The sequence below is a fragment of the Streptomyces sp. NPDC057854 genome (genome assembly GCF_042797055.1).
GTDB lineage: Bacteria > Actinomycetota > Actinomycetes > Streptomycetales > Streptomycetaceae > Streptomyces.
In genome coordinates this window covers 794726-805457 of record NZ_JBHVMF010000001.1, presented here as the reverse complement: position 1 = coordinate 805457, position 10732 = coordinate 794726, and the positions used below count along the sequence as shown (strand labels likewise).

Genomic DNA, 10732 nt, shown 5'->3' with positions numbered 1-10732 from the left:
GGCGGCGGGGGGGGGGGGGGCTAGTGGGGGGGGGTGTGCGCATTCGGGGGGGGGGCGGGGGGGGGGGCGCGGGGGTCCCCCGCCCGGGGCCCCCCCGCCGGAACGGGGTCCGTCCGGCCCCGTCAGAGTTCGTCCGGGTCGATCCGCTCCAGCGGGTGCAGCGCGGGCCCCTGGAGGATCCGTCCGTCGGGGTCGAAGCGGGAGCCGTGGCAGGGGCACTCCCAGGTGCGTTCGGCCGGGTTGAAGGCGACCAGGCAGCCGAGGTGGGTGCAGACGGCGGACACCGCGTGCAGCGCGCCCTCGTCGTCGCGGTGCACGGCGCAGGGCTTGCCGCCGTGGCGGACGACGGTCGCGCCGCCGGGCCGCAGCTCGCTCACCGGGCCCCCGGTGCCGTCGCCCAGGCTGTCCAGCCGGTCCTTGACGAAGTGCTTGCCGGTGTCCCACTGGGCCTTGGCGAAGGCCGGGGCCGTACGCAGGACGGAGCCGACGCGACCGGGGTCGTACAGGCCGTCCCAGGGGTCGTCGCCGCCCTCCACGAGCCCGGCGAGGACCATGCCGGCCAGGACGCCGCCGGTCATGCCCCAGCCGGCGAAGCCGGTGGCGACGTACACGTTCTCGCCGCGGCCGGGCATCCGGCCGATGAGCGGCAGGTCGTCGGTGGCGGCGTTGTCCTGGGCCGCCCACCGGTGGGTGGCCGTGAAGCCGGGGAAGTGCCGCGCGGCCCACGCTTCGAGGCGGGCGTACCCGGCCTCGGTGTCGTGCCCGGTGCCGGGCTGGAAGACCTCGCCGGTGACGATCAGCAGCCGGTCGCCGTCGGGGAGCGGCGCGGTGCGGACGGACCTCTTGCCGCCCTCCTGCGTGATGTACATGCCGTCCGGGTCGAGGCCGGCGGGCACCGCGCCCGCGACGACCAGGTCGCGGTGCTGGGTGAGCCGGGTGGCGAGCACCGCGCGGTCGAACACCGGGTGGTGGGTGGCCACCACGACGTGCCGGGCGGAGACGGTGGCCCCGGTGTCGGTGGTGAGCCGGCAGGGGCGCAGGTCGTCGCCGCCGTCCGGGTCGAGGCCGGTGACGCGGGTCCGCTCGTGGATCCGGCCGCCGCGCGCGACGAGCGCGTCGACGAGTCCGCCCAGGTAGGCGAGGGGATGGAACTGGGCCTGGTCGTCCACCCGGACCGCGCCCGCGATCGGGAACGGCAGGCCGGACGTGGTGACGAAGGAGGCGTCGAGGCCGGCGGCGCGCGCCGCCTCCGCCTCGGCGCGCAGCGCGTCGACGCCGTCGGCCTGCTCGCAGTAGGTGAAGGCCGGGCGCCGCTCCAGCCGGCAGTCGATGCCCAGCTCGCCGGCCACGTCGTGGACGTGCCGGAGGGCGGCGCTCTGGGACGCCGCGTACCGGCGGGCGGCGTCCTCGCCGTGCCGCTCGCGCAGGCCGTGGTAGGCGGCCGTGTGCAGGGCGGTGAGCTTGCCGGTGGTGTGCCCGGTGACGCCGCCCGCCAGGCGGTCCCCCTCCAGGACGACGACGCTCCGGCCCGCCCGGGCCAGCTCCCACGCCGTGCTGAGGCCGGCGATGCCGCTTCCGACGACCGCCGCGTCCGCTTCCGTGTCCTCCCGGAGCGGGCCGAAGGACGGCAGCGCGGCCGTCCGCATCCAGTACGAGTCACCCGTGTGCGCGCGTTCGTTCATGGGGGGCGTCTGCCCGGGGCGCCGACCGTGATGCGGGCGGGTTCAGGGGCCGGCGGGCCCGCCGAGGACGCGTACGGCGTCGACGATCAGGTCCCAGAAGCGGTCCGCGTCGACGTGCGTCGCCACGTCGACGGCGGCCGGCAGGCCGGTCACCCCGTGCAGGTCGACCACCGTGGCGCCCCTGGTGTAGGTGCCGTTCAGCTCCACCGTCACCGCCGCCCGCACCAGCCGGGCCAGGCCGGGGTCGATCAGATGGGCGACGGTCAGCGGATCGTGCAGCGGCGGCGCGTCGAAGCCGAACACCTCGCGGTAGGTGGAGGAGAAGTAGGTGAGCAGTTCGACGCAGAGCCGGCTCAGCGGGGTCCCCAGGGCGGCGATCCGGGCGATCACGTCGGGCGTGGCCCGCACCTGGTGGGTGGCGTTGAGGCCGAACATCGTGACCGGCAGCCCGCTGCGGAAGACGATGTCGGCGGCCTCCGGGTCGCACAGGACGTTGAACTCGGCCGCGGGCGTGGTGTTCCCCCGCTCCGTCGAGCCGCCCATGAGCACGATCCGCTCGACGCGGGCGGCGAGCTCGGGGTGCGCGAGCAGCAGCACCGCGATGTTGGTGAGCGGCCCGGTCGGCACGAGCGTCACCGGCTCCAGGTGCGCCAGCAGCGTCTCCCGGAGCAGCGTCAGCGCGTCGCGCGGGTCCTGCGGCACGTCGGGCTCGGCCGCGCCGAAGCCGGGCCCGTCCAGCCCCGAGGCGCCGTGGATGTCCGCGGCGACCCGGCCCGGTCCGCGCAGCGGCCGGTCGCGGCCCGCGGCGATCGGCACCCCCCGGATGCCGGCCGCCGCGCACACCCGCCGGGCGTTGAGCGTGGTCTTCTCCACGGTCTGGTTGCCCGCGACGGTGGTGACGGCGAGCAGGTCGACGGCGGGGTGGGCGGCGGCGAGGAGGAGGGCGAAGGCGTCGTCGTGACCGGGGTCGCAGTCGAGGATCACGGGAACCGGCATGCCCCCACCGTCCCACACCGGACCGCGTCACCGGCAGACGCCGCGTCGGCGGGCGTGAGCCCAGGGAGAATCACCGACAGTATTTCCTGTCGAAACCATCCGTCGACAGGTACGCTTGTCGCATGAGCGATGCGATGGGGATCCCGACTCCCGACAAGACCGACGACGACTTCTGGGCCGCCTTCGCGGACCTGGTGGACCCGCCGTGGAACGAGCCCGCGCATGACGACGCGTTCACCATGGACGAGCGCATCCACGACGCGGTCCGCGACCTGGCGGACCGCATCTCGACCCGCCTGCTGGCCTACCGCGCCGCCGGCAAGACCCCCGACCCCGTCCTGATGGCGGCGCCCGACGTGCAGCTCGCGCTCCTCCGCGCGCTGTACGAGGCCAAGCAGTCCGTGGACCGGCTCGCCGAGAGCGCCGCCACCGTCGCCGGCCGCAGCGGCGCGACCTACGCGCAGCTCGGGGCCGCCTGGGGCGGCATCAAGCGGCAGTCGGCGCGGCTGAAGTGGCCCCACGCCGTTGTCAGGAAGACCGCCAGCGAGTCCATCCCGCTGCACTACGCGGGCGGCACCGCCGTCGTCCACCACGACGCGGAGGCCGACGCCTGGTGGTTCACCGCGACCGCCGCCGACCAGCAGGAGTGGGAGTCCGAGCCGGTCCACGCCAGCTACGCGGAGGCCATCGCCGGCGCGACCGAGTTCCTCCTCGCGCACACCGCGCCCGACCGCCCCGCGCCCGACCGGCCCGCGTCCGGCTGACCGGTCAGGGAAGGCCGTCCCCGGGGTCGCGCCGCGCGCCGTCCGGGCCCGCCCCCTCCGTCCCCTCCGCTCTCTCGGCCCCGCCGGCCCCGTCGGCGGTGTCCGCCCCGTACACCGCTCCCGCCGCTTCCGCCATGCCCGCCGCGTCCGCGCCCCGGACGTGGCGGTGCCGCTGCGACGGGGGCGCGGGGTAGCGGGACAGCAGCGCGTCCAGTTTCGCGAGCGCGGTGGCCGTCGCCATCAGGACGAGCGCGGTCGCCGCGAGTCCGGCGCCGACGTGCAGGCCGGTCGCGTTCAGCAGGACGCCGGCGCCCAGGCTCGCGGGGACCCCCAGGCCGGCGACGGCCACCTGGAGCACCTCCAGCCGTCTGCGCGCGCCTAACCGGCCGGCCATAGCGGTTCCCCTTCGCGTGAAGTGTCCGTGCCGGGGGTGGTTCCCGCCCCTCCGCGGCGGAACACGCGCCTCCGTCCGGTCCCCGGGGGCCGCCGCGCGTGCGCCGGTGCCGTCGCGGGCGGATCCTGGAAGAACGGGGGAGCGGCGCCCCGGGGACCGTACGGCTCCGGCGGCGCGCGGCGGCATGCGAGGAGGCAGACCATGACACGGAACCTGGAATGGAGGGTCGGCCTGGAACTCAGCGAGGACGCGGGCAGGACCAGGGCCGAGGCCCGCCTCGACACGGGGACCGCGACCTTCACCGGGCACGGCACGGCCCGCTGCAACCCGGCGGACACCGACGTACCGGTCATCGGGGACGAGCTGGCCGCGAGCCGGGCCATGAAGGACCTGGCGGGCAAGCTCATGAGGGAGGCGAACCGGGAGATGGACGCGGCCGGCGCCGGGACCGTACCGAAACGCACCGGCCCCGGGTACGGCTGGCCGGAGGCGGTCTCCTGAGGAGCCCGCCGCCACCGGCACCCATGCCACGGCCCCCGTCCGGGGGCCGTGCTGCGTACGCGCTGCCGCCGTCCGCCCTACTCCTCCCCGGGGGGCTCCACGACCAGGTGGTCGACGACCTCCACGACCCCGTCGACGGACTCGCACAGGCGCCGCAGCAGCGGGACGAGGTCCGCGCGGCCGACGGTCCCGCTGAGGGTGACCCGGCCCTCGTCGACGTCGATGTGGACGGCGGCGGGGGAGAGGCCCAGGATCCGGACGACCACGTCCTCGCGGATCTCCTCCTGGATCGAGCGGTCCCGGCGCAGGAACAGCTGGAGCAGGTCGCTGCGGCTGAGCACGCCGATGAGCCGCCCGCCCGCGTCCACGACCGGCAGCCGCTTCACCCGGTGCCGCTCCATCAGCCGCGCCGCCTCGACCGCCGTCCAGGACGGGCGGGCGGTGTGCACCGGGCTGGACATCATGGCCTCGGCGGTGCTGGGGCCGTCCTTGGCGGTGTGCCGGCGCAGCAGGTCCGCCTCGGAGACCACGCCCACCGGCCGGTTCTCCTCGTCGACGACCGGTACCGCCGTGATGCCGTACTCGTCGAGGAGCCGCGCGATCTCCTTGAACGGGGTCCCGCGCTGGACCGCGACCGCCGTGGGGGTCATCAGGTCCGCGACACTGCGGTGCCTCATCGTCCGTTCCGTCCCTTCTGCGGGTGACGGTTCCATGATCCCGCATCCGCCGCGCCCGGTGCGCGGGAGGGGTGGGGAACGGGGGTGCGAAGACGTCTTGTGGGTGCGACGGGTCCGTGGTTACCTGCGGGTTACCTCCGGTAAGTTCCCGTTGCGCCAAGGAAAGAGAGGCACCCCCATGCCCTCGGCACGTACGACCCGGACCCGCCGCCTCGCGGTCGCGCTCGCCGCCTCCGTCACGGCCTCCCTCACCCTCCTCGCCCCGGCCGTCGCCGCGCCCCCGGCGGCCCCGGCCTCCGCCCCCGCCGCGGAAGCCCCGCTGCGCGAGGTGATGTTCGTCGGCAACAACTGGGACGGCACCGCCGACGTCATCGCCGCCCGCGGCGACTTCCACCGCATCGGCCGGGTGAACGTCATCCCCGACAAGGAGGAGCGCCTGCGGGAGATCCACCTCAACCCCGTGAAGCTCGCCTTCTTCCTCGGTGTCCGCAACGGCCCGGGCGAGGGTCACGACCAGTTCGTGGACGACATGTACGCCACGCCCGACGGTGCCGCGATGGTCGTCTCGCGCCCCAGCTTCGCCGACGTCGTCTCGCTCGACCTCCGTACCGGCCGGATCAACTGGCGCTTCCCCGTGGACGGTTACCGCTCCGACCACATGGCCGTCTCGCCCGACGGCACCCGCGTCGCCGTCTCCGCGTCCACCGCCAACACCGTCCACGTCCTCGACATCGCCACCGGCCGCGAACTCGGCAGCTTCAGGACCGGCGACAAGCCCCACGAGAACGTCTTCACCTCCGACGGACGCCTCTGGAACATGTCCATCGGCGAGGTCACCACCGCCCTCGACGCGCCGTGGCTCGACTGGACCAAGGGCGACCGGCGGATCACCGTCGTCGACGCCACCACCTTCGAGACGGTCCGCGTCATCGACATGCGCTCCCGCCTCGACGCCTTCGGCCGCGACGACCTCTCCGACGCCGTCCGCCCGCTCGTCTTCACCCCCGACGAGAAGAAGCTGTACTTCCAGGTCTCGTTCCTGGGCGGATTCCTCGAGTACGACGTGGAGGCCGACCGCGTCACCCGCCTCAAGAACCTGCCGGGCAGCCCCACCACCGACCCCGACCGCACCCGCTGGGTCAACGACTCCCGCCACCACGGCCTCTCGATCAGCCCCGACGGGCGCAAGCTCTGCGTGGCCGGCACCATGGACGACTACGCCACCGTCGTGGACCGCGAGACCCTGGCCCAGGGCCCGCTCGTGCCCGCGAGCAAGCCGTACTGGGCGACCGTGAGCGGCGACGGGCGCGCCTGCGTCGTCTCGGAGAGCGGCGCCGACCGGGTCAGCGCCATCGACTTCGCCACCGGCGAGCGGATAGCGACCGTGGCGGTCGGCGACCACCCCCAGCGCGTCCGGCTCGCCCGCGTCCCCGCCGACTGGACCTCGCCGACACCGAACTGACGGATCCTCACGTACGGAACCGGCCGGATCGGTCTCCCGATCCGGCCGCTTCCTTGTGTGTGCGCGTCAGGAGCGGGTGACCTTCACCTCGTGGAGCGAGTAACCCCACTGCGTGGCCCGCCGCTCCCCCTGGATCCGTACGTACCGGGCGGGCGTGGAGGCGAACACGGCGGTGTCGTAACCGCCGTCCCCCGCCTCCGTCGACCACACCGTCCGCCAGACGGTGCCGTCCTCCGACACCTCGATCCGGTACTTCCGGGCGTGGGCCCGTTCCCAGTCCAGCGTCACCCGGCCGATCCGCCGGACCTCGCCCAGGTCCACCCGCAGCCACTGGTCGTCCGACCAGTCGCTCGCCCAGCGCGACTCCGCGTCGCCGTCGAAGGCGCGTCCCGGCGCGTAGCTGGTGAACGGGTGCCACTCGCTGGAGCTGGCCGAACTCGGCCTGCCCTCGGCCAGGTTCTCGCCCGGCTCGTGCCGTTCGGTCGCCCGCCACGTCCGCAGGTACGACTCCGCGCCGAGCGCCAGGTCCGCGATGACCTCGGGGCCGCCCGGGGTGAGCCGGATCTGCTCGATCCAGTCCGGCACCAGGCCCGCGTGCGCGGCGCCGTCCGTGTTGAGGTCCCAGGTCCGCTCGCCGGTCACCTGGCGGTCGAGGACGGTGCCGCCGTCGAAGCTGCGGTACGGGTACGTGACCGCGTTCGGCGCGTCCGGGCCGACCGGGCCGGGCCAGCCGCCGACGCCGTTCATGTCGGTGCCGTACCCGAGGCCCACGCCGTACTTGTCGCGCAGCTCCGCCTTCGCGCCGGCCTCGCCGATGAAGCCGCCGGCGCCGTGCATGTACGGCGCGGTGAACCCGCCCAGCTTGTAGAGCCGTTCGGTCCAGTCGAGGTCCATCCAGCTGTGCGTGGAGAGCACGCCCGGGTACTCCTCGGCCTCCAGGATGTCCAGCGCCCGGCCGGCCGCCTTCACGCTCATGTGGTCGAGCTCCAGCATCATGCCCCGCTCCATCATGCCGCGGAGCGCGTACTCGCCCAGGCGGGTCAGGCCCCTGGTGTTGCAGCGGGCGTCCGAGGCGTAGGCCGGCACGCTCACCCCCGCCGGCAGCTTCTCCGCCATGGCGGGCGGCGCCACGAGCCCGATCGGGTTGTCCTGCTGCGGACCCGCGCACTTCTCGGTCGCCCAGAAGGTGCCGGTGGACAGGAACTGGCCGATATTCACCGCCACGCCCGTCGTGCCGCTGTCGAAGCGGACGCCGCACAGCGCGTTGTCGAACTTGTGGCACAGGAACATGCTGCGCACCCCGAGCCCGTACAGCTCGTCCAGGCCGCGGTCGATGTCCGCCTGGTCGCACTGGGCCACGTCGAGGATCTGCTTGCAGCCGAACGGCTCCGAGGTCTCCACGCCGAGCACCACCGCCAGCTTGCCCTGCTCGATCACCGACCGCGCCTGGTCGGCGCTGGTGACGATGCGGAACCAGCCCTTGCCCGGGCCGCCGAACATCGCGTCGACGTAGTCCTGCATCTCGTACGTCTTGCGGGCCTCCAGCCGGATGGCCTCCATCTCGTCGCAGCCGCGGTCGCGGGGCATCAGCGAGCACAACAGCCCGTTGGACACGAGGTCGTTGACGAGGACGCGCTGGCCGCCGCGCCACGCGCGCTCCAGCCAGGCGTAGTAGTTCTGCTGGTGGGTCAGCGAGTCGTGGGCCGGCCAGTCGGCGAAGGTGGGCCAGCCGTCCGGGTCGTGCTTCCCGTTCGCGCCGCCGGTCAGGTTCTCGAAGAGCGCGCCGGAGCCGTCCGGATAGTGCTCCGGGCAGTCCTTCAGGGCGTCGGCGACGCCGGCCGGGGAGAACGGCTTGCCGCAGATCAGCCGGCCGCCGAAGCCCTCGTTGGACATCACGTGGTTGTGGGCGTCGACGAAGCCGCGCACCCGCCCCTGGGCGTCGGTGCCGGTGAACGGCGCGCCCGTGGCGTTGACCTGCGCGTCGGGCGCGGGCCGGGCGGCCGGCTCCCACCACGGGGCGCCGGCGGCGGGGACCGGCGCCGCGCCGAACAGCACGGCCGCGAGGGCGAGGAGGAGGGACACGAGACCGAGGCGGCGTGTCCGGCGGAAGGGGGAAGCGCTTCGGATGGTGCGGGGGGTCATGGTCGCGAAGCCTCCGGTCGGTGGGGGTGTACCGGGCGCCCCGAGGATCGCGGTGCGAAAGGACCGAGTCAAGAGTCCGGGTCAGATGACCTGTTGAGGTCCGGGCGTCGGCCCGGCGCCTGCCTTCGGGCGATTCAGCCCTCGATCAGCCGAACGAGCTGATCAGCCGTCAGTTCGAGCTGTTCGGCGGCGGCCTGCTCGTCCCGCAGCACCAGGTACTGCAGCGTCATCCCGTCCACCGCCGCCGCGAGGTGCCGCGCCAGCGTCCCCACCGGAACCTTCGGCTCCGTCCCGAGCGCGGACGCCACCTGCTCCACCAGCGCCGTCGCCGAGCGCACGTACTGCTCGTACTGGGCGCGGGCCAGATGCTCGAACCCCGGCTCGCGCAGCGCGTACTGGGTGAGGTCGTACGTCAGCATGTGGGCGCCCGGGTGCGCGGTGACGTCCTCCCAGTAGGCGCGCAGCGCCGCCCGCACGGTCTCGCGCAGGGTCGCCTTCGGCTCCACGGCCTTCCGGACCCGCGCCACGTAGTCGCCGACGATCGTCTCCAGCGCGGCCTCCAGGAGCGCCTGCTTGGAGTCGAAGCAATAGTGGAAGACGCTCAGCGAGACCCCGGCCTCGGCGGAGATCGACCGGGTGGTGGTCCTGGCCACCCCGTCCCTGGTCATCGCCCTGATCGCCGCCTCGACCAGCTGCCGGCGTCGCTCCGCCGACGGCATCCGCCCCATGCTTCCTCCTCGCGTCCGGGCGCCAGGGTAACCGTCCGCCGTCCGGCGCCTCCGCTCAGGCCGAGGACGGCCACGCGCCCGCGCGCGCGAGGCCGAGCACCAGCGCCGCGATGTTCCAGGCGTCGTCCTCGCCGCGGTGGTGGCGGCCCTCCAGGGGGAGGCCGGCGTGGGCGAGGGCCTGCGCCATGCCGGGGCGGCGGCGCAGGGCGTGGGCGTCGGTGAAGACGGCCTTCGCGTTCGTGTGGTGGCGGCCGAAGGGGTACGGGACGCGGCCGGCCGCGCACTGGGCGGTGAACTGCCGGCGGTCGTAGTCGCCCCAGCTCGCCCAGGGGCGGGTGCCCGCGGCGTGGTCGCGGGCGAGGAGGCGGCAGGCGGTCGCGAAGTCGACGCCGGTGTCGACCTCGGCCTGGGTGAGGCCGGTCAGCTCCGTGCAGAACGCGCTGACGCGGGAGCGGACCGGGCGGACCAGGATCCGGTGCCGGCCCACCCGCTCACCGGCCGTCAGGTCCACGACGGTCAGCCCGATCTCGATGATCTCGCTGACCTCGCCGGGCGGCGGCTGCCGCTCCCAGCAGGTCGCCTCGACGTCGACGACGTTGATCAGGTGGTGGGTGTCCATGCGGGGAGCGTAGGAGGCGGGCGGGTGCGGGGCACCCGGATTTTCCGGCGGGTCAGGCCTCGTGCGGGGCGAGGACCGCGCGCAGTGCCGCCACCGCGTGGGCGCGGTGCGCGTCGAGCTCCCGCACGACGGCGTCGCGGTCGCCGGCGCGCAGGGCGGCGAGGACGGCGCGGTGCTCGGCGACCGCCTGGCCGCGGTGGTCGGCGTCGGTGTAGTAGAGCGAGCGGTAGGCGTCGGTGGCGTCCCAGAGCGTGGTGATCATCCGGACCAGGCGGGGCATGCCGCAGGCGTCGACGAGGGTGAGGTGGAAGCGGCGGTTGGCCGCGCCCATCTCCGGCACGTCACCGGCCCGGGCCGCGCGCTCGACGTCGTCCTGGACGGCCGCCAGGGTGTCCGCCAGGTCCGCGGGGGCGAGGTCGATGGCCCGCAGCACGGCCTCGGTCTCCAGCAGGGCGCGGATGCGGTAGATCTCCTCCAGGTCGGCGAGCGACAGCTCGGCCACGAAGTAGCCGCGGTGCACGTGGTGGACGACCAGGCCCTCCGCTTCCAGGGCCTTCAGGGCCTCCCGGAGCGGCACCCGGCTCACGTCGAGCCGGGCCGCCAGCGCGTCCTGTCGGATGGGGGCGCCCGGCCGGAGCTCACCGCGCGTGATGGCGCTCCGCAGCTCCTCCAGGACGAACTGCTGGGCCGTCTGGGGCCGTCGCCTCTCCACCGTGCCGCCGCTCATCGATCCGACCTTCCTCCGCGTGACCTGCGCACCGGCGGCT

The 10732-nt window shown here is 74.4% G+C and carries 11 protein-coding genes; 3 read left to right on the top strand and 8 right to left on the bottom strand.

Annotation, left to right across the window (positions count from 1 at the left end):
- Positions 1 to 122: 122 nt before the first annotated feature.
- Both ACFVQZ_RS03830 and ACFVQZ_RS03825 read right to left on the bottom strand, forming a co-directional pair.
- Positions 123 to 1682 (bottom strand): FAD-dependent oxidoreductase, encoded by a 1560-nt coding sequence (locus tag ACFVQZ_RS03830; RefSeq protein ID WP_383619399.1) that lies wholly within the window; start codon positions 1680 to 1682, stop codon positions 123 to 125.
- Between the two features lie 42 nt (positions 1683 to 1724).
- Positions 1725 to 2678 (bottom strand): nucleoside hydrolase, encoded by a 954-nt coding sequence (locus tag ACFVQZ_RS03825; protein WP_383619397.1) that lies wholly within the window; start codon positions 2676 to 2678, stop codon positions 1725 to 1727.
- A gap of 122 nt (positions 2679 to 2800) precedes the next feature.
- Between ACFVQZ_RS03825 and ACFVQZ_RS03820 the strand changes: the two genes are divergently transcribed.
- Positions 2801 to 3442: a hypothetical protein gene (locus tag ACFVQZ_RS03820; RefSeq protein WP_383619395.1), complete on the top strand. Its 642-nt coding sequence runs from the start codon at positions 2801 to 2803 to the stop codon at positions 3440 to 3442.
- A 4-nt stretch (positions 3443 to 3446) separates the two neighbouring features.
- Here ACFVQZ_RS03820 and ACFVQZ_RS03815 read toward each other — a convergent pair whose 3' ends face one another.
- Positions 3447 to 3836 (bottom strand): hypothetical protein, encoded by a 390-nt coding sequence (locus tag ACFVQZ_RS03815; protein WP_321193432.1) that lies wholly within the window; start codon positions 3834 to 3836, stop codon positions 3447 to 3449.
- 201 nt (positions 3837 to 4037) lie between these two features.
- Between ACFVQZ_RS03815 and ACFVQZ_RS03810 the strand changes: the two genes are divergently transcribed.
- Positions 4038 to 4337 carry a DUF1876 domain-containing protein gene (locus tag ACFVQZ_RS03810; RefSeq protein WP_383619393.1) on the top strand — a complete coding sequence of 100 codons (300 nt, stop codon included), beginning with the start codon at positions 4038 to 4040 and terminating at the stop codon, positions 4335 to 4337.
- A 77-nt stretch (positions 4338 to 4414) separates the two neighbouring features.
- Here ACFVQZ_RS03810 and ACFVQZ_RS03805 read toward each other — a convergent pair whose 3' ends face one another.
- The gene (locus tag ACFVQZ_RS03805) at positions 4415 to 5014 is read right to left on the bottom strand and encodes a CBS domain-containing protein (RefSeq protein ID WP_030497869.1); all 600 of its coding nucleotides are present in this window, start codon (positions 5012 to 5014) and stop codon (positions 4415 to 4417) included.
- A gap of 178 nt (positions 5015 to 5192) precedes the next feature.
- Between ACFVQZ_RS03805 and ACFVQZ_RS03800 the strand changes: the two genes are divergently transcribed.
- Positions 5193 to 6476 (top strand): YncE family protein, encoded by a 1284-nt coding sequence (locus ACFVQZ_RS03800; protein WP_383619391.1) that lies wholly within the window; start codon positions 5193 to 5195, stop codon positions 6474 to 6476.
- Positions 6477 to 6542: 66 nt separating this feature from the next.
- On the opposite strand, the gene ACFVQZ_RS03795 is transcribed toward ACFVQZ_RS03800, so the two are convergent.
- The 4 genes from ACFVQZ_RS03795 to ACFVQZ_RS03780 all read right to left on the bottom strand — a co-directional run bounded on the left by ACFVQZ_RS03795 (position 6543) and on the right by ACFVQZ_RS03780 (position 10692).
- Complete coding sequence (locus ACFVQZ_RS03795; protein WP_383619389.1) at positions 6543 to 8618, bottom strand: discoidin domain-containing protein; 2076 nt, start codon at positions 8616 to 8618, stop codon at positions 6543 to 6545.
- Between the two features lie 134 nt (positions 8619 to 8752).
- A complete protein-coding gene (locus ACFVQZ_RS03790; RefSeq protein ID WP_383619387.1) occupies positions 8753 to 9346 on the bottom strand; it encodes a TetR/AcrR family transcriptional regulator in 594 nt (197 codons plus the stop codon).
- Between the two features lie 55 nt (positions 9347 to 9401).
- On the bottom strand, positions 9402 to 9965 hold the full coding sequence (locus ACFVQZ_RS03785) for an exonuclease domain-containing protein (protein WP_383619385.1): 564 nt from the start codon (positions 9963 to 9965) through the stop codon (positions 9402 to 9404).
- Between the two features lie 52 nt (positions 9966 to 10017).
- Positions 10018 to 10692 carry a GntR family transcriptional regulator gene (locus tag ACFVQZ_RS03780; RefSeq protein ID WP_030497864.1) on the bottom strand — a complete coding sequence of 225 codons (675 nt, stop codon included), beginning with the start codon at positions 10690 to 10692 and terminating at the stop codon, positions 10018 to 10020.
- Positions 10693 to 10732: the final 40 nt, after the last annotated feature.

What these genes read in the sequence shown, in the direction of transcription:
- ACFVQZ_RS03800 (WP_383619391.1), top strand. Translation starts at nt 5,193, where the DNA reads ATGCCCTCGGCACGTACGACCCGGACCCGCCGCCTCGCGGTCGCGCTC.
- ACFVQZ_RS03790 (WP_383619387.1), bottom strand. Translation starts at nt 9,346, where the DNA reads ATGGGGCGGATGCCGTCGGCGGAGCGACGCCGGCAGCTGGTCGAGGCG.
- ACFVQZ_RS03820 (WP_383619395.1), top strand. Translation starts at nt 2,801, where the DNA reads ATGAGCGATGCGATGGGGATCCCGACTCCCGACAAGACCGACGACGAC.
- ACFVQZ_RS03780 (WP_030497864.1), bottom strand. Translation starts at nt 10,692, where the DNA reads ATGAGCGGCGGCACGGTGGAGAGGCGACGGCCCCAGACGGCCCAGCAG.
- ACFVQZ_RS03810 (WP_383619393.1), top strand. Translation starts at nt 4,038, where the DNA reads ATGACACGGAACCTGGAATGGAGGGTCGGCCTGGAACTCAGCGAGGAC.
- ACFVQZ_RS03785 (WP_383619385.1), bottom strand. Translation starts at nt 9,965, where the DNA reads ATGGACACCCACCACCTGATCAACGTCGTCGACGTCGAGGCGACCTGC.
- ACFVQZ_RS03795 (WP_383619389.1), bottom strand. Translation starts at nt 8,618, where the DNA reads ATGACCCCCCGCACCATCCGAAGCGCTTCCCCCTTCCGCCGGACACGC.
- ACFVQZ_RS03825 (WP_383619397.1), bottom strand. Translation starts at nt 2,678, where the DNA reads ATGCCGGTTCCCGTGATCCTCGACTGCGACCCCGGTCACGACGACGCC.
- ACFVQZ_RS03815 (WP_321193432.1), bottom strand. Translation starts at nt 3,836, where the DNA reads ATGGCCGGCCGGTTAGGCGCGCGCAGACGGCTGGAGGTGCTCCAGGTG.
- ACFVQZ_RS03830 (WP_383619399.1), bottom strand. Translation starts at nt 1,682, where the DNA reads ATGAACGAACGCGCGCACACGGGTGACTCGTACTGGATGCGGACGGCC.
- ACFVQZ_RS03805 (WP_030497869.1), bottom strand. Translation starts at nt 5,014, where the DNA reads ATGAGGCACCGCAGTGTCGCGGACCTGATGACCCCCACGGCGGTCGCG.